This window comes from Mesorhizobium sp. DxT (assembly GCF_058448885.1).
Genome location: NZ_JBZFLJ010000007.1, coordinates 265,456 through 287,038 on the forward strand (window position 1 = coordinate 265,456; position 21,583 = coordinate 287,038).

At 63.1% G+C, this 21,583-nt stretch carries 19 protein-coding genes; 8 read left to right on the forward strand and 11 right to left on the reverse strand.

Going from position 1 to position 21,583, the window contains the following annotated elements; genetic code table 11:
* The first annotated feature begins 12 nt into the window (after positions 1-12).
* The 3 genes from ACVJNE_RS15390 to cobO are packed head-to-tail and all read left to right on the forward strand — an operon-like array spanning position 13 to position 1,869.
* Entirely contained in the window at positions 13-744 is a 732-nt protein-coding gene (locus ACVJNE_RS15390) for a CbtA family protein (RefSeq protein WP_499566922.1), read from the forward strand.
* Positions 737-1,255 (forward strand): bifunctional adenosylcobinamide kinase/adenosylcobinamide-phosphate guanylyltransferase, encoded by a 519-nt coding sequence (gene cobU / locus ACVJNE_RS15395; RefSeq protein WP_499566924.1) that lies wholly within the window; start codon positions 737-739, stop codon positions 1,253-1,255. Before ACVJNE_RS15390 ends, cobU begins: the two co-directional genes overlap by 8 nt.
* Complete coding sequence (gene cobO / locus ACVJNE_RS15400; protein WP_499566926.1) at positions 1,255-1,869, forward strand: cob(I)yrinic acid a,c-diamide adenosyltransferase; 615 nt, start codon at positions 1,255-1,257, stop codon at positions 1,867-1,869. Before cobU ends, cobO begins: the two co-directional genes overlap by 1 nt.
* Here the strand turns inward: cobO and cbiB are convergent.
* A complete protein-coding gene (cbiB, locus tag ACVJNE_RS15405) occupies positions 1,866-2,831 on the reverse strand; it encodes an adenosylcobinamide-phosphate synthase CbiB (protein WP_499566928.1) in 966 nt (321 codons plus the stop codon). The genes cobO and cbiB overlap by 4 nt on opposite strands.
* Here cbiB and cobD point away from each other — a divergent pair.
* Both cobD and ACVJNE_RS15415 read left to right on the forward strand, forming a co-directional pair.
* The gene (cobD, locus tag ACVJNE_RS15410) at positions 2,830-3,873 is read left to right on the forward strand and encodes a threonine-phosphate decarboxylase CobD (RefSeq protein WP_499566930.1); all 1,044 of its coding nucleotides are present in this window, start codon (positions 2,830-2,832) and stop codon (positions 3,871-3,873) included. The genes cbiB and cobD overlap by 2 nt on opposite strands.
* Before the next feature lie 106 nt (positions 3,874-3,979).
* Positions 3,980-4,999 carry a glycoside hydrolase family 25 protein gene (locus ACVJNE_RS15415; RefSeq protein ID WP_444725583.1) on the forward strand — a complete coding sequence of 340 codons (1,020 nt, stop codon included), beginning with the start codon at positions 3,980-3,982 and terminating at the stop codon, positions 4,997-4,999.
* Between the two features lie 69 nt (positions 5,000-5,068).
* Here the strand turns inward: ACVJNE_RS15415 and ACVJNE_RS15420 are convergent, their stop codons facing one another.
* Positions 5,069-5,917: an EF-hand domain-containing protein gene (locus ACVJNE_RS15420; RefSeq protein ID WP_499566932.1), complete on the reverse strand. Its 849-nt coding sequence runs from the start codon at positions 5,915-5,917 to the stop codon at positions 5,069-5,071.
* A gap of 168 nt (positions 5,918-6,085) precedes the next feature.
* Between ACVJNE_RS15420 and ACVJNE_RS15425 the strand changes: the two genes are divergently transcribed.
* Positions 6,086-6,499 carry a hypothetical protein gene (locus ACVJNE_RS15425; protein WP_499566934.1) on the forward strand — a complete coding sequence of 138 codons (414 nt, stop codon included), beginning with the start codon at positions 6,086-6,088 and terminating at the stop codon, positions 6,497-6,499.
* A 125-nt stretch (positions 6,500-6,624) separates the two neighbouring features.
* On the opposite strand, the gene ACVJNE_RS15430 is transcribed toward ACVJNE_RS15425, so the two are convergent.
* The 7 genes from ACVJNE_RS15430 to gpt form a co-directional block, all read right to left on the reverse strand.
* Positions 6,625-7,398 (reverse strand): hypothetical protein, encoded by a 774-nt coding sequence (locus ACVJNE_RS15430; RefSeq protein WP_499566936.1) that lies wholly within the window; start codon positions 7,396-7,398, stop codon positions 6,625-6,627.
* Positions 7,399-7,608: 210 nt separating this feature from the next.
* On the reverse strand, positions 7,609-8,328 hold the full coding sequence (locus ACVJNE_RS15435; protein ID WP_499566938.1) for an HNH endonuclease: 720 nt from the start codon (positions 8,326-8,328) through the stop codon (positions 7,609-7,611).
* A 490-nt stretch (positions 8,329-8,818) separates the two neighbouring features.
* Entirely contained in the window at positions 8,819-10,312 is a 1,494-nt protein-coding gene (locus ACVJNE_RS15440) for a hypothetical protein (protein WP_499566940.1), read from the reverse strand.
* 11 nt (positions 10,313-10,323) lie between these two features.
* Entirely contained in the window at positions 10,324-14,142 is a 3,819-nt protein-coding gene (locus ACVJNE_RS15445) for a vitamin B12-dependent ribonucleotide reductase (RefSeq protein WP_499566942.1), read from the reverse strand.
* A gap of 683 nt (positions 14,143-14,825) precedes the next feature.
* Positions 14,826-16,400 carry an inorganic phosphate transporter gene (locus tag ACVJNE_RS15450; protein ID WP_499566944.1) on the reverse strand — a complete coding sequence of 525 codons (1,575 nt, stop codon included), beginning with the start codon at positions 16,398-16,400 and terminating at the stop codon, positions 14,826-14,828.
* Between the two features lie 110 nt (positions 16,401-16,510).
* Positions 16,511-17,005, reverse strand: coding sequence for an NUDIX hydrolase (locus ACVJNE_RS15455; protein WP_499566946.1), 495 nt, complete (start codon positions 17,003-17,005; stop codon positions 16,511-16,513).
* 160 nt (positions 17,006-17,165) lie between these two features.
* Entirely contained in the window at positions 17,166-17,663 is a 498-nt protein-coding gene (gene gpt / locus ACVJNE_RS15460) for a xanthine phosphoribosyltransferase (RefSeq protein WP_499566948.1), read from the reverse strand.
* Positions 17,664-17,832: 169 nt separating this feature from the next.
* Between gpt and ACVJNE_RS15465 the strand changes: the two genes are divergently transcribed.
* Positions 17,833-18,474, forward strand: a complete 642-nt coding sequence (locus tag ACVJNE_RS15465) for a LysE family translocator (protein ID WP_499566949.1) — start codon at positions 17,833-17,835, stop codon at positions 18,472-18,474.
* Between the two features lie 162 nt (positions 18,475-18,636).
* Here ACVJNE_RS15465 and ACVJNE_RS15470 read toward each other — a convergent pair whose 3' ends face one another.
* Positions 18,637-19,476 (reverse strand): universal stress protein, encoded by an 840-nt coding sequence (locus ACVJNE_RS15470; RefSeq protein ID WP_444725594.1) that lies wholly within the window; start codon positions 19,474-19,476, stop codon positions 18,637-18,639.
* Positions 19,477-19,718: 242 nt separating this feature from the next.
* Here ACVJNE_RS15470 and ACVJNE_RS15475 point away from each other — a divergent pair, with 242 nt between their 5' ends.
* Positions 19,719-20,762, forward strand: coding sequence for a DUF2156 domain-containing protein (locus ACVJNE_RS15475; protein ID WP_499566951.1), 1,044 nt, complete (start codon positions 19,719-19,721; stop codon positions 20,760-20,762).
* Positions 20,763-20,769: 7 nt separating this feature from the next.
* Here the strand turns inward: ACVJNE_RS15475 and ACVJNE_RS15480 are convergent, their stop codons facing one another.
* A complete protein-coding gene (locus tag ACVJNE_RS15480; protein ID WP_499566953.1) occupies positions 20,770-21,513 on the reverse strand; it encodes a competence/damage-inducible protein A in 744 nt (247 codons plus the stop codon).
* Positions 21,514-21,583 lie beyond the last annotated feature (70 nt).

The window sequence follows — 21,583 nt, forward strand, 5'->3', positions numbered from 1 at the left end:
GAGAGTTAAGCCATGACCATATTTCGTAACGTCGTGTTCGTCGCGGCGCTCTCCGGGCTGTTCGCGGGTTTCGTGATGACCGCCATGCAGGTTGCCTTCACGGTTCCCCTCATTCTCCAAGCCGAAGCCTATGAAGGCGCAGGCGAAGAAGGTGCTGCGGCTGAAGAATCACACGATCACGGTGCAGCCGGGCACAGCCATGGCGACGAGGCGTGGATGCCCGCCGACGGGCTGGAACGAACCCTCTACACCGCCCTTGCAGCCATTGTGACCGGCATTGGCTTCAGCCTGCTGCTGGTTGTTGCATCCGAACTGGTTGGCGGGATCGCCGGCTGGCGGCAGGGACTATTCTGGGGGTTCGCTGGTTTCTCGGTGTTCACGCTTGCACCCGGACTAGGCCTGCCGCCCGAACTGCCGGGCATGCCTGCCGCCGATCTCTTCGCGCGGCAGGCATGGTGGATCGGTGTCGTCATTGCCACGGCCGGTGGACTCGCGCTTATCGCGCTGACGCGGTCGGCGGCGCTGGCGGCCCTGGGTGCCGTGCTGATCGTGCTGCCGCACGTCATCGGCGCTCCGCAGCCGGAGAGCCACGATACGCTGGTCCCGGCCCATCTCCACCACAGCTTTGTTGTGGCGGTGACCGTGACCAACCTCGTCTTCTGGCTGGCTCTCGGCGCCATAGTTGGCGTGCTGCGGCCGCGTTTCGCGCAGGGGCTCGGCGAGCCGCAAAGCAGCCTTGCCTGACCCGACCGGTACGCTGACTTTCGTCCTCGGCGGTGCGCGCTCCGGAAAGAGCCACCACGCCGAGGACCTTCTGTCAGCAGAGCCGGCGCCCTGGAGCTATATCGCGACGGCGCAGGCGCTGGACGGCGAGATGGCGGAGCGGATCGCTCACCACCGTGCGCGCCGGGATTCGCGATGGCAGACCGTCGATGCGCCGCTGGACCTCGTCGACGCGCTGGAAGCGTTGCCCGCGGGTCGTCCGGTTCTTCTGGATTGCCTGACCCTGTGGCTGACGAATGTGATGTTGGCCGAGCGGGACGTAGATGCCGAATCGCAGCGGCTGGCCGATGCCCTCGCCAGCCCACATGGGCGCTGGGTTGTCGTCGCAAACGAGGTCGGGCTCGGGATCGTGCCGGACAACGCGCTTGCGCGCCGGTTTCGCGATGCTGCGGGTCGCCTCAACCAGATGGTCGCGGCGCGCGCTGATAGCGTGGTCTTTATGGTCGCCGGCCTTCCGATGAAAGTGAAGTGATGCGCGAGATCGACGAAAAGCAAGCCGAGCGCCATAAGGCCAAGATGGAGAGACGCAAGGCCGTCCAGGACGCCGAGGTCGCCGGCAAGACGGTCGAAAAGGGTCTTTTGGTCGTCAATACCGGGCCGGGCAAGGGCAAGTCGACCGCGGCGTTTGGCCTTGCCTTGCGCATGTTGGGACACGGACGGCGGGTCGGTGTCGTGCAGTTTATCAAGGGCGCGTGGAAGACAGGCGAGACGCAGGCGCTCGAGCGCTTCGGAGACATGTTCGTCTGGCACGCCATGGGCGAGGGGTTCACCTGGGAAACGCAGGATCTCGCCCGCGACGTGGCCGCGGCCGAGCGCGCATGGGCGAAGGCGCAGGAGATGATGGCCGACGAGAGTTTCGGCCTGGTCATCCTAGACGAGCTCAACATCGCTCTGCGCTACGACTACCTCGACCTCGGCAGTGTCGTGGCTACCCTGAAGACGCGCCGGCCGGACCTGCATGTCGTCGTCACCGGACGCAACGCAAAGCCCGAACTCGTGGAGGTGGCAGACCTCGTCACCGAGATGGGGCAGGTCAAGCACCACTTTGCCGCCGGCGTGAAGGCGCAGGCGGGCATAGAATTCTAGAGAGCCAGCACACTTGCGGCGCCTACGCCGGCGAGGCTGATCAGCAGCGCGTCGGCTGTCCGGTAGAGCCGCAGGGCGCGGCGGATATCGGCAGCGTTGGCTTCGCGGCGGCCGCCTTCGCCCATGAAGATGTCATCGACCAGCACGCCGCCATAGGAGCGCGGGCCTGCCAGTGCGAGGCCGAGCGCGCCCGCCATGGCAGCCTCCGGCCAGCCCGCATTGGGCGACTTGTGGTATCGCGCATCGCGCCAGACCGCGCGCCATGCTTCCGCCGGCGATGCGCCCGGCACAAGCGCGGCTGCAGCGCAGATCAACATTGCGCAAAGCCGCGAGGCCGGCAGGTTGACCAGATCGTCGAGCCGCGCCGAGGCCCAGCCGAATGCAAGGTGGCGTGGTGTCCTGTGGCCGATCATGCTGTCGGCGGTGTTGATTGCCTTGTAGGCAATTCCGCCGGGAAGCCCGGCAAGGGCCAACCAGAACGCCGGCGCGACCACGCCGTCGGAGAAATTTTCCGCAAGGCTCTCGATTGCGGCACGGGAGACACCGGCTTCATCGAGGCTCTGCGGGTCGCGGCCAACGATATGCGAGACGGCTTCGCGGCCGGCCTCCAGCCCGCCGGCCTCGAGTGCGTCGGCAACTGCCTCGACATGCGCCGCAAGGCTGCGCTGGGCCAGCAGGCTGCTGGCGAGCACTGCAAGCAGCAAGAAGCCGATCCAGCCGGCAAGAAACCATTGCAGCACCAGTCCTGTCCCGACCGAAAGCACAACCAGCAAGAGCAGTGTTATGATGCCCGCCATGCGGGCTGTGGACGGCGAGTCGGCGTCGCGATTGAAGCGCGTATCCATCCATGAGATCAGTCGACCGACCCATGTCACTGGGTGTCCGATCGCGCGAAACAGGCGGTCGGGATAGCCGACGGCGGTTTCGAACAGCAGGGCAAGAAAGGCGATCAGCACGAACATGACGGCAAGCGGCGTTGATGGATCATTCGGAACGGTGGAACATGGCGGCAGCCTGTCGCGGGCTGAAAGGCTTTACCCAGGCGCGCCGAAACCCTGGCTCGACCTGTCTACCGGCATCAACCCGCACTCCTATCCGCTGTTCGAGCTGCCCGCCAGCGTCTTTGCACGTCTGCCCGAGGAAAGCCGAGCCAATGAACTCGCGGCGGTGGCGGCAGCGGCTTATGAAGCGCCGTCCGCAGAGTTCATCGCCGCGGCGCCCGGCACGCAGGCCTTGTTGCCACTAGTAGCCGAGCTGGTGCGGCCGGGGAGCGCGGCCGTGCTGTCGCCTACCTACACAGAACACGCGCGCGCGGCGGCGCTGGCCGGTCACGCCGTCGTTGAAGCGCGGGATTTCGATGCCTTGTTCGAAGCCGACGTCGCGATCGTCGTCAACCCGAACAATCCGGACGGGCGTGTCTGCCTGCGAGACGGCTTGCTTCGACTGGCCGCGCACCTTCGAACCAAAGGCGGTTTGCTGGTTGTTGACGAGGCGTTCATGGATGTCGGTCCCCGCCATCAGAGCCTCGCGCCGGAGGTTGAGGCGGGCGGCATCGTCGTTCTGCGCTCGTTCGGGAAGTTCTTCGGTCTCGCCGGTATCCGCCTCGGGTTCGCACTGGCAGCATCAGAGCTGGCAGAAGACCTGCGGCGTCGGCTCGGTCCGTGGGCGGTTTCAGGTCCGGCGCTGGAGATCGGCTTGCGTGCACTTGCCGATACCGGCTGGCAAGAGGCAATGCGCGAACGGCTCCGGATGGACGCCGACCGGCTTGATTCATTGCTTGGCCGGCACGGGTTGGCCGTTTCTGGCGGCACCGATCTCTACCGCTTCGTGCGCGTGCCCGGTGCGGGGGCTGTTGCCGCGGCACTGGGCCGACAGGGCGTGCTGGTGCGCAGCTTCGATTTCGACGAGCAGGCCCTGCGCTTCGGCCTGCCCGGAGACGAGGCCGCGTTCGGCCGCCTCGGCGACGCGCTCGCAACGGCCGTCGAGCGGACCAAACATGGTTAAAGCTCGGATTCAGTGATTGTTGGTGATTTTTCGTTAAGCGTGACTGGAGGCGGGCAGGGCGGCGCGTTCCCTTGCCTGCAAACTCCAGTTTTGTATGCGAGTTTTCATGCGTCCTTTCCGACCTACCGCGATGTTTGCGGCACTTCTCGTCTTGGCCGGCTGCTCAACGGGCTCGACCATCGATGCGCTGCAATCGATCAAGCCGTCGAACGAGACGACCAGTTCGATCGTGCGCCCCGTGACACCGCAGACCGCCGTAGGCGCCACTGCATCAGCTTATCCTGACGCATCTCCGGCGGCGATCGCCGCGCTGAATGAGCCGGATAGGATCGACACCCCGGCCATGCAGCAGGTGGCAATGGTGGCGCCGCAGTCGAGGCCCGCAGCGCCGCCTGCCTCCGGCCCGCGCCCCAAGGTGATTTCGCAGCGCTTCAGCGACGCAAAGCCTATGGACTTCGGCAAGATCACGCCGCAGCACCATCTGGTGCACGGCGTCGACGTCTCGCGCTGGCAGGGCGACATCGACTGGGCGCGGCTGCGCAGCCAGGGCGCAAATTTCGCATTCATCAAGGCCACCGATGGTGGCGACCATCTCGATCCGATGTTTGCCAAGAACTGGAAGGGTGCGGCGGAAGCCGGGATCAAGCGCGGCGCCTACCACTTCTTCTACTGGTGCCGCACGGCCTCCTCGCAGGCTGACTGGTTCATCCGCAACGTGCCGAGAGAGGCAGGCGCGCTGCCGCCGGTGATCGATGTTGAGTGGAACCATCAATCGCGCTGCAAGCAGAAGCTCTCGCCGCAGCTCGTGCGTGAAAAGATGCAGGTCTTCATGGATCGGCTGGAGCGTCATTACGGCCAGAAGCCGATCATCTACGTGACGCCCGACTTCTATGAGGACAACCTCAAGGGTGCGTTCAACGGCTATCCGTTCTGGCTGCGCTCGGTCGCGGCCCACCCGTCGAAGCGCTATCCCGGCCGCGAATGGGCCTTCTGGCAATATTCCGGCACCGGCCTGTCCAAGGGCGTCAAGGGCGAGATCGACCTCAACGTCTTCAATGGCGACGTCGCAACCTGGTATCGCTGGCTGGGGCGCAACGTCCACGGCACCGCGATGGCGCGAAACTGATCCTCGCCGACCTTTGACAACACCCAAACCGCCCGGCAGTGCCGGGCGGTTTTTCGTTGTCGATCCCGATCAGTCCTTGCTGCGGGGGCCATCGCCACGCTTGCCGGCGCGGTTGGGGCGATCGTCCGACGTCACCTTTCCGTCTTCGTTACGGTCCATGCGGGCGAAGACCCGCTCGGCGCGTTCGCTCACCTCGGCGGTAAACTCGCCAGCCGTCAGCTCGCCATTGCCGTCGGCGTCCATCGCGTCGAAGCGGGCGGATGCACGATCGCGGGCAAAGCCGGAAAAGGCGTCGAGATCCATGCCCTCGCGCATCATGGTGCGGAACTGCGCGTGCATCTCGCGCATCTCCTCAGGCATCTCCGCGCGGCGCTCGGCCCGGCGTTCGCGATGCTCGGCGAAACGCTCCATCCGGCCCGTGGCGCCAGCCTGGAACTCCTCGGGCGAAATCATCCCGTCGCCGTCCGTGTCGAGGCGCGCGAAGCGTTCGCTCGTCCGCTCCTGCATGCGCTCGGCGCGCTGCTCTTCGCTGAGCGGCTGCCGGCGCTCGCCGCGCTCCGCACGTTCGCCGCGACCGCCATGATGCCTCCAGCCCTTCCGGCCTTCGTGCTTGACGATGCCGTCCTCGTTCGGCCCCATGCGTTCGAAGCGGCTCTGTGCGCGCTCGGCGGCGGCGGCCAGCACGTCGTCCTTCGTGACGATGCCGTCGCCGTCGGCATCCAGCGCCTCGAAGCGGGCGGTGGCGTGCTCTTGCATGAGGTTGGCGAGGGCTGCGACGTCCATGCCGTCGCCGGCGATCAGCGCCCGCATCTCGGCGCGGAACTCGCCTCGGCCGCTGCGCTGGTCGGGTGTCTCGGCGTGGGCCTGGGCGACGACCGCGCCGGATGCGGCGAGCGCGATGATAATGAGTTTTTTCATGGGGGTGGCTTCCTCGTTGCGTTGTCCCTCGAAGCGATGATGCGTGCGCCAACATTACCGGGGGATGGCCGGCACATTAAACTGCGGTAAGGATCGGCGTCCGGCGGCGTCATTCTTCCGCCATGCTGGCCGCGATAGTCCGCATGGCGATACTGAGGAGAGGGACGAATGACCATGACGGCTGCTCGCGCCCTGCGCGCTTCGACACTGGCGGCGGCGCTTGCGGTATCTTCCGCAGCCGCGCGGGCGCAGGATTGCTGCGACCCGGCCGGTCCCTTCCGCATGGGGGAGGCGGCCGCCGACGAGCCGGCCACATGCGACACCATCGGCTACTGGATGGAGCGCGTGCCCGCCTATGACGGGCGGCTGACCGTCTCGATCCACGGCGTGCTTTCGGCCGTCGAAACCGATGGAACGCTCGCCTATCTGGTGATGTGCGACGCGCCCGGCGTGCGGGTCCTGTGCGTGACCTATTCCACCAACGGGATGCAGCCGGGCGATTTCGTGGCCTTCGGCGGCGGCTATGCGCCGGTGGACGAGACGCGGATGATGCTCGACCCGTGCCTTGCCCGCAAGATGTAGGAGCCCGGCCTCGCCTTGAGCGTTGGCGCGCTTCATCGTCGCCGGGCCGCTGCCGCGTCCGGCCGGTTCAAGGTTTTGCCGCTGTTGGGATCGTGCCGGCGGTTATCGAGTGCCGCTGCCGCGCGTCATGAGGTGTCGGCCGGCTCCAGCGCCCAGAACGCGAGGCCGTGGACGGTGTCCAGCACGGCGTGGACCTCGTGTGCCCAACCGTCGCGGCGGGCGGGTTTCAGGCCGGGCGGGCGGCCGGGGCGTAGTGCGGAGACGCGGCTGATGCGGTGGGACGCGCCGGTTTCGAGACGCCTGCGCCGCGCGTCTCGGGCATCGCGCCAGCGCGCGAAACGGGTTGCCTGTCGCGGCAGGTCGTCGAGGGCGCGGCCGAGTGCTGCAAGCCGCAAGGCGAGGCGGGTCGCGCCGACCCTATCGAAGTCGTTCGGGGGTTGCGGGATGGGCGCAGGCTGGGTGAAGCCGGGAAACGAGATGCGGGGCATGCCGGCCGCAGCAAGGCGGTGACGCCGGTTCCAGCGCGGCAGCGGATCGAAGAGCGGCAGGCAGAGCGGGCGTGTGCGCCGAGGCTCCGCAACGGCTGCGCCGCCGCGTGCGACGGGCCGCCTCGCAAGGCGTGGCGTTGAGGGCGGTGCTGCGAGATCGCGCGCGACGATGATGACCAGCCGCCGCGCTGCCGCTTCCGCCGGGCGCAGCAGGGCAAGCACCGCGCGGTGGAGATAGCGGGGCAAAGTGGGGCGAGCCCCGGCCATGGCCTCGGGCGTCCGTTCGCCCGACAAGCCCGTTTCGGGGCTGTTCGTTCCGCCAAGCGGACCGCTCCTCACCATGGCGACGAGCATGGCGAGCACCCGCCTGAGCGCCTCGCGGTTCGTCTCGATCGCAGCATTCCAGTCCATCGCGCCCTCCGCTCGGTCGGGCAAGGATCGTGCGGGTCTGGAGGGGCGTGGACAAGTTTTTCGAAGCGCTGGGCTCGGCAACGCTCGATATCGCGGCGTCGTTAGCTGCCTCCCTGCCATTGCTACGAGCAAAATTGAGGAAGTCGAAAATACCAACTTGCAATTTAATTTGACTTGCGGACAGCTCGGCACTCTCTCACCAAGTATTTGTTATCCGAACTTGTCGTTGTGATAGCGAACGAATTCGTCGTCGATTGTGTGACCCTCGACTTGGCTTAGTGCAGCTTTGTCAATCGGACTGACCATATAGTCTAGCTCAACATGATGGTTCGGGCACAGGCACAGAACATTTTCCGCCACGTCCGGACCGCCTGAGCCTAGCGGGTGTATATGATGCGCTTCCGCATAGAATGAACCGTCCGGCAATACGATGGTTTCGCTGCAAATCTGACAGCGATAACCGTGAAGCTGTTTCACGCGAAGAGCAACCAGCGTATCCCGCAGAATCCGATAAGTTATCGTCTGTACGCGCTCCGGCTTTTTCAGGTCCAATGCCTTTGGCGACTGCGGCGGCGTAGGGTTGTCGATAAAGGACGTCCAATCGAAAACTTTGGCCTTCGCAATCTCAGCTTCCCACCACGGAAAGTCCATCACATCGCGTTCGTAGAGTTGGAAATACCCTTGGCCGGGCATCAATGTGTCCTGGCGAACCACTAAACCTGTAATGGCGGGCAGGTTAGCAGCATGAACCGCCTTCGCGAGTTCCGCCAATCCCCGAAATTCAAGGTCACGCGCTGTGCCTGGCAATCCCAGATCAGCGTGAACCATACCGTAAGTTCGATATGTATATGGGCGACCGGGCTGCACGCTCGAAAGGACATTCACCAGATATCGAAAGATGCCCTTTCCCTCTACGCTCAGTTCAAGCACGTTCTTTCCCTCACGAAATTTGCGATCAGTATAAGGTTTACCTTGAACGGAGGTTTGCACCAATACTCGACCGCGAGGCTGCTGGATCGGCTCTCGTCCCCTTTAGGCCGAGTAAGACGTTACGTCCGCCGGAATCAACTACCTTCCTGACTTGTATGCGTATCAGGTCGGACGGCGGATCGAGGTTCAGTTCACCCCTCACGGCGAAGCCCGCCTGAATGATGGTGACGACGATGACAACCGCCGTGAGCATCCGATGCGGCTCTGCTAACGGATGCTGTCGTCGTGGCGTTCTTTCTCGACTTCCATGCACTCCAAAGTGGTCACGGCTTGGTCAGTCATGGAGTAGTTTGCACCGTGCTTCGTCAGGTCCTTCGAGTGGACAAGTGAATCTAAGATCATCGAGTAGTGAGTTTCGGTCTAGCCGTGGCCGGGTGATAAGGTGACGATGCCTATTTTGTATCATAATTACAGCGTGTCTGTCGGTTTTTCAGAATAAGGAGTAAATATACATTGCCGGGATCGCAAGAAAAACGAAAGACAGGTATGATATAACAAACACATGATTGTTAAAAAATACTATGCCGCCATCGGCGTATTTGGAAGCGTATTCACGAATGACGGGTAAGATTAACCATACTGCAGTTAGAAGATAAACGGATATAGTGAGAAATATAGAGGAAAGAGCAGTGGGGAGGACAGGAATAGATGTGGCGTTTGCAAAGCGATAGGAAGGCATTCCGGCAATCCCCAGGGTGGATGTTTCGCTCATTGCCAGCGCATCTGGGCACTCGTCGATTGTAAGATTAACAAACTCGTCGCGATCAAGCGCAACAGGTGCGTTCTCACCGCATACCACAAGCATGCGACCATTCATGCTCGATAGTGCATTTCCAAGAAGACCAATCCAAACCAGCTCATTTTCTGAGTACGTCTTAGAGTCAAATGAAAATATTTTACCCAGCTCACTCCCAAAGAAATTAATGTCGTTAACAAGAAACTTATAGTCATTTCGAATTGATACTGATGATCGTCCCGAATTCCCGGATATTTTTATTATGTATATCGATCTTCCAAATACGTCCCGATAATTTTCTACGATTCTGGCCGATTCTATCGTGGGTGCACTAGATAGTATTTTTGTGAATCCAGAAGCGGTTTGCTCTGCTGTCAGATTGCCGCGTTCATAATAAACTGTTTGCCCAAATTGATACTTAAGTGATTGTGCTGCTTCAGCAAGCGTCGGGGCTTCGGAAGTATTAGACACGGAGAGATTTCCGAGGGAATAGTCCCACCCGTTCATAATGGCGTCGTTTAGATTTTCGCGCTTCGATTCGGATTCTGTAGGCTCAATACGAGGAGCGGCCATGAGTAGAGAGTCGCGTAAGGTCATATCTTGACGCGTAATTCCGCTATCGATGCTCAGATAGAACGATACTTCTCGCGGAACGCTTGTTACTTTATGGGAGACAATAATTAAAAACGGAAGTGCCGCTATAACAATAAATAAAGATAGTATTATATCAGCTATACCTAGAAAGAAAATTTCAAAAACATTTTTACAGTGCGTAGAGAGTCTCACAAAAGCGAGTGTTTGAAAAAAAGAAACCACATCAACTAAAATAAATGAAGCAAAAATAAGCACCGCAAATGGATTGGCAGTTCTTATCTGGTCAACAAATAATAATGTTTTGCCTTCAAAAGAAGGAAAATTGTATTTATATTGTATTGAGTACACAAATAGAATTGCGATAATTGATAATATGGCGAGGCGGGCCAAACGAGCAAGAATATTGGCGCCTGCTGCTTTGGATAAAAATGAGTGAAAAAGCCTGATTCTTTCAGAAAGCGGCTGATCGCTGGTTCCGTATACATGAGAGGCGATGCGCTCACGTAAATCAGCTCGGAGGTATAGATCAAGTGCTCCGAACAAAACGATCGGGCTGGCCAGCCCGATCGTTGTTAGCAAATTACCCATCATCATCGGCGCGAAGTTCAGCTACATCCGCTGGTCGCTCCACAGGTGTCGCACTTCTCGCAGGTGCCGTTGCGGACCATGGTGAAGTTCTGGCATTCCGAGCAGGAGTTGCCGGTGTAGCCCTGCATCATCGATTTCTGGCGGCGTTCGGCGGCCAGCGCCTTGGCTTCGCCGGCTTCCTTGGCGGCCGCGTCGGTGAAGAGGGCTTCGGTTTCGGCAGCACCTTCCTCGACGGCGATTTCCTCGGCCAGTTCCTTCGCGCGCTCCTCATAGTCGCGCTTGAAGGCGGTGGCTTCCTCGCGCTGCTCGGATGTGAGCGGCTTGAGCGCCGTCACCGTCGAGCCGGACGAGATTGCCCGCACTTTGGAGCCGGACGCGGCGACCGGGGCGGCGCGGACCGGGGCAGGGGCATGACCGCCGGCCTGGCCCTTGGGCTCGGAGCCGCCGCCGGCAACGCTGGAGACCAGCTTGACCGGTGAGGCGCCGCGGGTCAGCCCCTTGGAGAAGGGCGTCGCCTTGCCTTCGTTGATGCCACGGCCGAGCGCGGTGTTGGAGAAGTCCGACGTGTCGACATGGGCGAGGTCGTTGCGCCCGATATAGGAGATCGCCAGCTCGCGGAAGACGTAGTCGAGGATCGACGTCGCGTTCTTGATCGCGTCGTTGCCCTGGACCATGCCGGCCGGCTCGAACTTGGTGAAGGTGAAGGCCTCGACATATTCGTCGAGCGGCACGCCGTATTGCAGGCCGAGCGAGATGGCGATGGCGAAGTTGTTCATCATCGCGCGGAAGGCGGCACCTTCCTTGTGCATGTCGATGAAGATCTCGCCGAGGCGGCCGTCGTCGAACTCGCCGGTGCGCAGGTACACCTTGTGGCCGCCGACAACGGCTTTCTGCGTGTAGCCCTTGCGACGGTTCGGCAGCTTCTCGCGCAGCGAACGCACCTCGCGCTCGACGATCTTCTCGATGATCTTCTCCGTCACCTGCACCGCCCTTGCGGCGGCCGGCGCTGCGACCAGCTCCTCGATCAGCTCGTCCTGGTCGTCATCCTCGTCCTCGATCAGCGAGGCGTTGAGCGGCTGGGAGAGCTTGGAGCCGTCGCGGTAGAGCGCGTTGGCCTTGAGCGCCAGCTTCCAGGACAGCATGTAGGCTTCCTTGCAGTCCTCGACGGTCGCCTCGTTGGCCATGTTGATGGTCTTGGAGATCGCGCCGGAGATGAAGGGCTGGGCGGCCGCCATCATGCGGATGTGGCTTTCCACCGACAGATAGCGCTTGCCGATCTTGCCGCAGGGGTTGGCGCAGTCGAAGACGGGCAGGTGCTCGTCCTTGAGGTGCGGGGCGCCCTCGAGCGTCATCGCGCCGCAGACATGGATGTTGGCGGCCTCGATCTCCTTCTTCGAGAAGCCGAGTGCCGGCAGGATCTCGAAGGCGAAGTCGTTGAGCTGGGCATCGGTGAAGCCGAGCACGTCGCGGCAGAAATCCTCGCCCAGCGTCCACTTGTTGAAGACGAACTTGATGTCGAAGGCCTGGCCGAGCGCGGCGTTGAGGGCTGCGATCTGCTCGTCGCCGAAACCCTTGGCCTTGAGCGTCGACGGGTTGACGCCCGGCGCCTGGTTCAGATTGCCGTGGCCGACGGCATAGGCCTCGATCTCGGCGATCTGCGCCTCGCCGTAGCCGAGCGTGCGCAGGGCCTCCGGCACGGCGCGGTTGATGATCTTGAAGTAGCCGCCGCCGGCGAGCTTCTTGAACTTCACCAGCGCGAAATCGGGCTCGATGCCGGTGGTGTCGCAGTCCATGACGAGGCCGATCGTGCCGGTGGGCGCGATCACGGTCGCCTGGGCGTTGCGGTAGCCATATTCGGCGCCGAGGTCGAGCGCCTTGTCCCAGGCGGCGCGGGCATGCTCGACCAGTTCCTTCTGCGGAACGTGGTCCTCGACGAGCGGCACCGGGTTGACGGCGAGCTTCTCGTAGCCCTCGGCCTCGCCGTAAGCCGCGCGGCGGTGGTTGCGCATGACGCGCAGCATGTGCAGCGCGTTGGCCGGATATTCGGGGAAGGCGCCGAGCTCGCCCGCCATCTCGGCCGAGGTGGCGTAGGCGACGCCGGTCATCAGCGCGGTGAGCGCAGCGCAGATGCCGCGGCCCTCGTCGGAATCGTAGGGGATGCCGGAGGTCATCAGCAGGCCGCCGATATTGGCGAAGCCGAGGCCCAGCGTGCGGTACTCGTAGGAGAGCTTGGCGATCTTCCACGACGGGAACTGCGCCATCATCACCGAAATCTCGAGCACCATGGTCCACAGGCGCACGGTGTGCTCGTAGGCGGCGATGTCGATGGTGCCGTCGGCGTTGCGGTAGGTCAGAAGGTTGATCGAGGCGAGGTTGCAGGCCGTGTCGTCGAGGAACATGTATTCCGAGCACGGGTTCGACGCGCGGATCGCACCGGCCGACACGCAGGTGTGCCAGTCGTTCATGGTGGTGTTGAAGTGCAGGCCGGGATCGGCGGACGCCCATGCGGCGTAGCCGATCTTCTCCCACAGGTCGCGCGCTTTCAGCGTCTTGTGGACCTTGCCGTCGATGCGGCGGATCAGGTTCCAGTCGGCATCGTCCTCGACGGCGCGCAGGAAGTCGTCGCTGAGCGAGACGGAGTTGTTGGAGTTCTGGCCGGAGACGGTGAGGTAGGCCTCGGAGTCCCAGTCGGTGTCGTAGGTGTTGAACTCGATCTGGGTGTAGCCCTGGCGCGCGAACTGGATGACGCGCTTGACGTAGTTCTCCGGCACCGCGTTCTTCTTGGCGGCCTTGATCTCGCGCTTGAGAGCCGGGTTCTTGGCCGGGTCGAAGCAGTCGCCATTGTCGGCCTCGCAGTTGACGCAGGCCTTCATGATGGCGGTGAGGTGCTGGCGCACGATCTTGGAGCCGGTGACGAGGGCGGCGACCTTCTGCTCCTCGTTCACCTTCCAGTCGATATAGGCCTCGATGTCGGGATGGTCGGCGTCGACCACGACCATCTTGGCGGCGCGGCGCGTGGTGCCGCCCGACTTGATGGCGCCGGCGGCGCGGTCACCGATCTTGAGGAAGCTCATCAGGCCCGACGACTTGCCGCCGCCCGACAGCTTCTCGCCTTCGCCGCGCAGATGCGAGAAGTTGGAGCCGGTGCCGGAGCCGTATTTGAACAGGCGCGCCTCGCGCACCCACAGGTCCATGATGCCGCCCTCGTTGACGAGGTCGTCGCCGACGGACTGGATGAAGCAGGCGTGCGGCTGCGGATGCTCGTAGGACGACTTGGACTTGGTCAGCTTGCCGGTGAAGGGGTCGACGTAATAGTGGCCCTGGCCGGGACCGTCGATGCCGTAGGCCCAGTGCAGGCCGGTGTTGAACCATTGCGGCGAGTTGGGCGCGACGCGCTGGGTGGCGAGCATGTAGGCGAGCTCGTCCATGAAGGCAGCCGCGTCATCCTCGGAGGCGAAATAGCCACCCTTCCAGCCCCAGTAGGTCCAGGTGCCGGCGAGCCGGGTGAAGACCTGGCGCGCATCGGTCTCCGAGCCGTAGCGCTCGTCCTCGGGCAGGTCGGCCAGCGCCTTCTCGTCGGCGACCGAGCGCCACAGGAAGGAGGGGACGTCGTTCTCCTCGACCTTCTTGAGACGCGCGGGCACGCCGGCCTTGCGGAAATATTTCTGCGCCAGGATGTCGGCGGCGACCTGGCTGAACTGCGCAGGAACGTCGATGTCGGCGAGGCGGAAGACCACCGAGCCGTCGGGGTTCTTGATCTCGCTGACGGCCTTGCGGAATTCGATCTCCGCGTAGGCCGATTGGCCGGCCTTGGTGAAACGACGTTCGATGCGCATCTTCTTCTGGTCCCTATGGTCTAAATATAGTGCCTTTCGATCGCCGACGCACCGCGTGCGCCGCAATCTCCTGACACAAGTCCGCCGCCTGCCGCCATCGCTGCCGACTCTCCCCTACCGCGAAACGCTGCCGGTTCGACGATGCCGCGAACGGCTTCCCCAACCTTCGAACGCCCCTTGGCGGGCCCCGTCTCCTGACGCCTGACTGTGATTCATGTCGGTGAAACACGTTCCCGACAATTCACATTATCTAGTGCCGAGAGTGGGTGCAAACACTAAATATAGCGTTAACAGAAGATTTAACCACTGGCGGCACGGCGCACTGCGTCGCTGTTCCGACAGCGCGTGAACCGCGCGTCGGCCGACCGCCGCGACAACGGCCGAACCCTCGAAAACAGGAACAAATCTGGAAAAAACGGCCAGGCTCGAAACTTTCCGGCCGCGCCCTCAACAGGAGCGCATGGCCCATAAAAAGCGACTCGCACCGTGCCGTCAAGAACTCGTTTCTGTAAGTTTTATGACCCCTACATCTTGTGTGGGAGAATGTGGATAGCGGGGAGAAGCGATTTGCCGGCTTGCCGTCCCGTAGCACCGCTGCCGCGCGCTTCAGCGGCATTTTGGCCACTCCACATGCCGTTACGGCAAGGGATTTTTCCCCAGGGCCGAGGTTGCGGATCGCCGGATCAGGCGATGACGTCGAGAATCAGGAAGATGCCCGCCGCCAGAAGTGCGGCAGCGGGTACGGTCGTGACCCAAGCCGTCACGATGGTGGTGACGTGGGCACGGCGCACCAGGCGACGGCGATTGATCTCTTCGCGGGAGACGGGCGGGCCGGTATCCTCGAGATCGTCGGCGGTGTCGGATTCCTGCTCGTCGAGGCCGGCCGATTCGTCGACCCGGCCATTGCGCTCGGCACGATGCCGCTCCGCCTTGCGTTCCATGTAGGCACGGCGGCGTTTCGAGTTGGCGGTGTACCATTCGCGGAAGAAGCCAACACCGAAGACCGCGCCGACGGCGATATGGGTGGAGCTGACCGGCAGGCCGAACCACGAGGCGACGATGACGGTCAGCGCCGCCGACAAGGCCACGCAGAAGGCGCGCATGGGGTTCAGCTTGGTGATCTGGTCGCCGACCATGCGGATGAGCTTGGGACCGAACAGCACGAGACCGAAGGAGATGCCGGCGGCACCGATCAGCATCACCCAGAACGGGATCGAGACGGCGAACCCGAATTCATTGTCCTCGACCGCGTGCACGATAGCAGCCAGCGGACCGACGGCATTGGCGACATCGTTGGCGCCGTGAGCGAAGGACAAAAGTGCCGCGGAGCAGATCAGCGGGACATAAAACAGCTTGCGTAGCGACTGGTTGCGGTTCTCCATTGTCTCCGACTGACGGCGCACAGTGATGTTGAACACCGCCCAGGTCAGCGCGAAACTCGCAAGGCCAAGCAATGCGATATGCAGGCCCGACAAGCTGATGACGCGCCGAAGCCCCTTGGTAGCGAGATAGGCCGCAAACGCACCGGCCATCACCGCAATGAGCAAAGGTACCCAGCGCCGTGCGGCGGCGATCTTGTCGTCCTGGTAGATGATCGTCGTCTTGATGAAGGCCAGAAAGGCGGCGGCGATCACGCCGCCAAGCACCGGGGAGACGAGCCAGCTCAACACGATGTTGCCCAGCATAGGAAAGTTAACGGACGCAACGCCCGCAGCCGCGATGCCCGCGCCGACCACACCGCCGACCACCGAGTGGGTCGTGGAAACCGGGGCGCCGATCCAGGTTGCCAGATTAATCCACAGCGCAGACGAGATGAGGGCGGCCATCATCAGGCGAATGAAGACGGCCGGATCGCCGATGGCGGCCGGATTGACGATGCCGCCGGCAATCGTGCCGACCACGTCGCCGCCCGCAATCAGCGCGCCCGCACTTTCGAAAACCACGGCGATGGCAAGCGCGCCGCCCAGGCTGAGGGCCTTCGCGCCGACGGCCGGGGCGACGTTGTTGGCAACATCGTTGGCGCCGATGTTGAGCGCCATGTAGCCGCCGATGGCCGCCGCAGCGATAATGATGACGCCGCGCGGCTCGCCGATGACGAAAAAGGAGGCGACGATCGCGGTCAGCGCCAGAAATAGCAGGCCAAGGCCGGGCGCGACGAGGCCACGGGCAACGAAGCTCGTGGCTTCCTCGACATGCACAAGCTTGTCGAGATCCTTGTCGAGCGTTTCCTTGCGCGCTTCAGCGATGCTGTTGCTCATAATCGTTCCCAAGGCTCGGCCATGGCCGCCTGCCGACGGTCATGTGCGTTCCCCCGATCGCTTAGGCAACGATGTGGTGCATCACAAGCGCCGTATCGCGCGATGCGCCGTCAGGCGGCAGATTTTCGTGGATTAACGCCGAAATCCGCAATCAGTTCGCCCAGATCCTTTTCCTGAACGAGTCTCGCGGCATCCTGTGGCCGGAACCAGCGGCGGGTGCGCTTCTTGCGCTCCGGCCATTTGTCGGCCACCTGATCGACTTCCAGCGGGAAGACGTGCACCTCGCAGCGCCATTCCATGCCGGACGGCAGCATCTTGCCATAATAGAAGCGGCCGACCTCATGGCGAGAGATCGCGCCGGAAACGCCTGCCTCCTCGGCGGCTTCGCGCGCGGCAGCGTCCTGGGGCTCCTCGCGCTTCTCCGGCCAGCCCTTGGGCAGAACCCACCGGCCGGTGCCGCGGCTCGTAACCAGCATGACCTCGAAACGGCCGTCCTCGGTCCGGCGCCACGGAAGGGCCGCCACCTGCACACGACACGGCATGCCGCCGAAGAAGCGGCGAATGCTCTCCGTCAACTGCTTGCGTGTGCCGTGGCTGATGATCATCAACCGAAACCCCCAAGAGATTCGTTTGCCGCCTCAAAAATATCGCTCGCAATTATATAGAAATGAAGGAGAAAATATGAAGAGATCACAAAAAAATTGATCTGCCGCGGCCACTCGGGTCGCCACGGCAAGTTTCGCGCAAGGTTCGGAAGGATTTCGCTCAGGCGCGGGGATTTTCCGCGATCGGCTTCTGATAAGTGAAGCCCATATCCCAAGGGAAATAGATCCACGTATCCTGCGAGACCTCGGTGACGAAGGTGTCGATCATCGGCCGGCCCTTGGGCTTGGCGTAGATGGCGGCGAAATGCGCCTTTGGCATCATCGCACGCACGATCGCGGCGGTCTTGCCGGTATCCGTCAGATCGTCGACGATGAGGACGCCCGCGCCCTCGTTTTCCAGCAGAGAAGGGGTGATTTCCTTGAGAACCCTCAGTTCGCCCTGCTCGGTGTAATCATGGTACGAGGCGATGCAGACCGTCTCGATCAGGCGAACGCCGAGCTCGCGCGAAATCACCGCCGCCGGCACCAGGCCGCCCCTGGTGATGCACACGATGGCCTTCCATTCGCCATTAACGCCGGCCAGCCGCCAGGCAAGCGCGCGCGCGTCGCGGTGAAACTGGTCCCAGGAGACGGGAAAGGCCTTTTCGGGAAGGGACATGAACGCACTCCGGCTCGCGTGGAATGCACCCGGGATTAGCCGGAAAGCCGCGCCCTTGGCAAGGGATCTCTGGCTTCGACAACAGACGCAAAAGCGTAATTGACAGCGCCTTTGAATGTGGGGCTTGCTGCGTGCCTGATCTTTCGAGGGACCCGCCATGGAAATCGTAATGCCTGGGGCCGCCAATCTCGGCCTGTTCTTCACTGCCGCACTGGTGCTGCTGATCGTACCGGGGCCGGCAGTGCTGTTCATCTTCGCGCGCTCTGTAGAGCAGGGGCGGATGGCCGGCATCGTCTCGATCCTCGGCATACACACAGCGACACTGGTGCATGTGTTTGCCGCGACGATCGGCCTGTCGGCAATCCTGGCCTCGTCGGCGCTCGCCTTCAGCATCGTCAAATATGCCGGTGCGGCCTATCTGATCTGGATCGGCCTGCGCAAGATTTTCGGACGCGCGGAGGCCGTAGGCAGCGAGAACGGCACGCTTCCCGAGCGCGACAACCTGCGGCTCTTCCGGGAAGGGTTCATCGTCAACCTGCTCAACCCCAAGACGGCGCTGTTCTTCCTCGCCTTCCTGCCGCAATTCGTCGAGGTGGAACGCGGCCATGTCGGCATGCAGATTGCCGTGCTCGGCCTGCTGTTCACGCTGATCGGCATGGTGACCGATGGCTGCTATGCGCTTGCCGCGGGGTCCATCGGCAACTGGCTCAAGCAGAGCCCGGGCTATCTGAAGGCCGAGCGCTACGTCAGCGGCGTCGTCTTCATCGGGCTCGGGGTGACGGCTGCGTTTGCGGGCAACCAGAAGAAATAGAACTGGAGCGGCGGGCGCTTCGACAGGCGCCCCGCCGCTCAAGTTTGCCGAGAAGGCCCTGGCGCGTGTCGCGTCCATACGGACTCATGCGACGCGCTTCAGGTTCTTGTTTTTGTGCATGTCTTGATCCCGAAACCGATACCTCCTTTCGGGAGACATGCCCTAGCGGGACATCAGCGTGGCGACCGGCATCGACTCAAGCAACGTGCGGGTCGCTCCGCCGAAGAAGAATTCCTTCAGCCAGGACTGGCTGTAGGCACCCATCACCAGCAATTCCGCGCCTGTCTCGGCGATGCGGTTCTCGATCGCCTCGCCTGCGCCCACACCGCCTGACGCCTGGCTGGCGAAAGTGACGTTGGCGCCATGGCGCGCAAGGGCCGCAGCGATGTCGACGCCGGCCATGGCGCCATCCTGCTGTGCAGAATCCGTTGCGTCGAGCAAGAGGATTTCAGTCTCATCGGCCTGCTTGATGAAGGGTAGGGCGTCGAAGGTTGCGCGGGCGGCCTGCTGGGTGCCGTTCCAGGCGACCAGCACTTTCTTGAAAGCGCAGTTCACGGAGACGGCATAAGGCACGAACAGGACCGGGCGGCCGCTCTCGAACAGCAGGGTCTCAACATTGGCATGCGAACCGGAATTACCGTCCGGGTCGGCCTGCTGCACGATGATGAGGTCGCTGGCGCGCGCGGCAACGAGCGCGCTTACCGCACTGTCGCCCGACACGTTCTCCATCGCCTGCCACTCGAACGAAACGCCTTCGCGGCCGGCGCGGGTGTCGAACAGCGTCTTGATTTCTTCGCTGCGCTGCTGGTTCTGCTCGGCGCTGGCGGCTATGAAATCGGTATCAGGAAAGCCCATCGGCGTGACGTAGGGAACCGGAATGGCCTCGGCGTGGACGCCGATCAGGTGCGCGGAGAAGCGGTCGGCGAGAGGAAGCGCGCAATCGAGCACGCGGCCGGCATCGGCCTTGGATTGCAGCACTGCGAGGATGGTCTTGTAGGTCATGTCGGCCTCCGAAGCGTTGTGGCGGGCAGGCGGCTGCACCGTCATGGAGACAATCTGCGCCGCAGGTTCCGGTTCCGCCTTGCGCGGGATCAAACCGCAGGAGACGCCGCGTCGCAACTTTCCCCTAGAAGAATAGTGCTCCTGTCGTGCCGGCGAAAGGGGCAGCCCTTGCGCGACCGGCTATGTTGTGGCGACATGATCCGACTCGCGTGTGGGACGGCGCGCGAGTGGGGGAACGGCAGATGAGGAGCCTTCGCCTCGCGTTCGACGCGATGATGGACGCGCGGGCCGCGCCGCTCGAAGCGGCTGGCCCCGACAAGGCCGCGCGCCTTGCGCTGGTGCAGCGCCATGGCGATTTCTCGCAGGCCTATTCGACGGCGGTGCAGGAGGGTCTGCGCCATTTCGGCGACGGGCACGGCTATATCGCCTATGGCGCCAAGATGGGTTCGCGGATCGCGCTCGGCGACCCCGTGGCCGAGCGGGACCACTGGCCCGAACTGATAGACCGCTTCATCGAGCAGGCCGGCCGGCCGTGTTTCGCGGAGATTTCCCACGAAACCGCGGCGATCCTGGCCGACAGTGGCTATCGCGTCACGCGGATCGGTTTCGACACGGCGCTCGATCTCGACTGGTACGATTTTTCGGGCCCGAAGAAGGAAAAGGCGCGCTACGCGGCGCACTGGTTGAGGCGGAACGGCTACAGCATCGTCGAAGAAGACGAGTTGCCCGGAGCGGCGGCGGCCGTCGCGGCCCTGTCGGCGCAGTGGCGCTGCAGCCGCATCGTGCACCGGCGAGAAATGGCGTTCATGAACCGGCCGTTTCCGGCGACGCCGGATCCGCTGATGCGCCGCTTCCTGCTGCTGTCGCCGGAGGGCACGCCGGTTTCGTTGCTCTATTTCGACCCGGTGTTCAGCGGCGGCAAGGTCATTGGCTATGTGGCGGTCTTCAAGCGGCGGCTGCCGGGGGTGACCCCGCATGCCGAGATCGGCATCACTAAGCATGCGGTGGAGATCTTCAAGCGGGAGGGGCGCAAGGTGGTGCTGCTGAGCCTGGCGCCGTTTGCCGATCCGCGCCCGAGTGGCTTTCCCGAGAGTGCTGCGTTCCGCTGGGCGATGGGGCAGCTATACCGGTCAGCGGCGGTGAACCGGCGGGTGTTCAACGTGCAGGGACATGCGGAGCAGCGGCGCCGGCTCTACGGGCGGACGATTCCGCGTTATTTCGCATGGGGATGCGGCTCGCCCTTCCTGCACCTCGTGAGCCTCTTGCGGCTGTGCAAGGCGATCTGACCCGCGGTCAGGGCTTCGCCGGGCCGAGCGCCTCGACCATGGCGCGCACCTCGGCGGCCGCGGCATCGAGCGCTTCCTGGGTTCGCGCGCGCACGACAAGCTCGGTCCAGAACGCTCCATCGAGATATTTGGGATAGGAACCGATGATCGTCTCCGGATGCGCCTTCTGGATCTCGCCCAGCGGGCCGCCGATGACGCCTTCGCCGAACGGGCAATGGATAGCCGCCGACAACAATTTCTGTCCGGTCTTCAGCGTCGGCACGACATTGTCGAGCATGGCCTGGAAGATCGCCGGCACGCCGGCCATCACATGGACGTTGCCGATGCGGAAGCCCGGCGCCAGCGAAACGGGATTGTCGATGTGGTCGGCCCCGCGCGGCATGCGTGCCATGCGCTTGCGGGCCTCGGTGAACTCGATGCCGCGCGTGGCGTAGTGCGCTTCGAGCATGGCGTAGGCGCGGTCGTCATATTCGCAAGGAACGCCGAAGGCCTTCGACACGGAATCGGCGGTGATGTCGTCGTGGGTGGGGCCGATGCCGCCGGTGGTGAACACGTAGGTGTAGCGGGCACGCAGCGCGTTGACGGCGGCGACGATTTCGTCTTCCTCGTCCGCGACGATGCGCACCTCCTTCAGGTCGATGCCGATGGCGCTCATGACGTCCGCCAGATGGCCGATATTGCGGTCCTTGGTGCGACCGGAGAGGATCTCGTCGCCGATGACGATCATCGCGGCGGTTATGATTTCGGCCATGGAGCGTTCCTTCACAGACTGGCGGCAGGCATAGCGCCGCGCGCGCCGTGCGGCAATCCCGATTGCCATC

What these genes read in the sequence shown, in the direction of transcription:
- cobD (WP_499566930.1), top strand. Translation starts at nt 2,830, where the DNA reads ATGACGGCAAGCGGCGTTGATGGATCATTCGGAACGGTGGAACATGGC.
- ACVJNE_RS15425 (WP_499566934.1), top strand. Translation starts at nt 6,086, where the DNA reads ATGACCATGACGGCTGCTCGCGCCCTGCGCGCTTCGACACTGGCGGCG.
- gpt (WP_499566948.1), bottom strand. Translation starts at nt 17,663, where the DNA reads ATGTCCCTTCCCGAAAAGGCCTTTCCCGTCTCCTGGGACCAGTTTCAC.
- ACVJNE_RS15390 (WP_499566922.1), top strand. Translation starts at nt 13, where the DNA reads ATGACCATATTTCGTAACGTCGTGTTCGTCGCGGCGCTCTCCGGGCTG.
- ACVJNE_RS15445 (WP_499566942.1), bottom strand. Translation starts at nt 14,142, where the DNA reads ATGCGCATCGAACGTCGTTTCACCAAGGCCGGCCAATCGGCCTACGCG.
- ACVJNE_RS15455 (WP_499566946.1), bottom strand. Translation starts at nt 17,005, where the DNA reads ATGATCATCAGCCACGGCACACGCAAGCAGTTGACGGAGAGCATTCGC.
- ACVJNE_RS15440 (WP_499566940.1), bottom strand. Translation starts at nt 10,312, where the DNA reads ATGATGATGGGTAATTTGCTAACAACGATCGGGCTGGCCAGCCCGATC.
- ACVJNE_RS15475 (WP_499566951.1), top strand. Translation starts at nt 19,719, where the DNA reads ATGAGGAGCCTTCGCCTCGCGTTCGACGCGATGATGGACGCGCGGGCC.
- cobO (WP_499566926.1), top strand. Translation starts at nt 1,255, where the DNA reads ATGCGCGAGATCGACGAAAAGCAAGCCGAGCGCCATAAGGCCAAGATG.
- ACVJNE_RS15450 (WP_499566944.1), bottom strand. Translation starts at nt 16,400, where the DNA reads ATGAGCAACAGCATCGCTGAAGCGCGCAAGGAAACGCTCGACAAGGAT.
- ACVJNE_RS15470 (WP_444725594.1), bottom strand. Translation starts at nt 19,476, where the DNA reads ATGACCTACAAGACCATCCTCGCAGTGCTGCAATCCAAGGCCGATGCC.
- ACVJNE_RS15420 (WP_499566932.1), bottom strand. Translation starts at nt 5,917, where the DNA reads ATGAAAAAACTCATTATCATCGCGCTCGCCGCATCCGGCGCGGTCGTC.
- ACVJNE_RS15480 (WP_499566953.1), bottom strand. Translation starts at nt 21,513, where the DNA reads ATGGCCGAAATCATAACCGCCGCGATGATCGTCATCGGCGACGAGATC.
- ACVJNE_RS15465 (WP_499566949.1), top strand. Translation starts at nt 17,833, where the DNA reads ATGCCTGGGGCCGCCAATCTCGGCCTGTTCTTCACTGCCGCACTGGTG.
- ACVJNE_RS15430 (WP_499566936.1), bottom strand. Translation starts at nt 7,398, where the DNA reads ATGGACTGGAATGCTGCGATCGAGACGAACCGCGAGGCGCTCAGGCGG.
- cbiB (WP_499566928.1), bottom strand. Translation starts at nt 2,831, where the DNA reads ATGTTCGTGCTGATCGCCTTTCTTGCCCTGCTGTTCGAAACCGCCGTC.
- ACVJNE_RS15415 (WP_444725583.1), top strand. Translation starts at nt 3,980, where the DNA reads ATGCGTCCTTTCCGACCTACCGCGATGTTTGCGGCACTTCTCGTCTTG.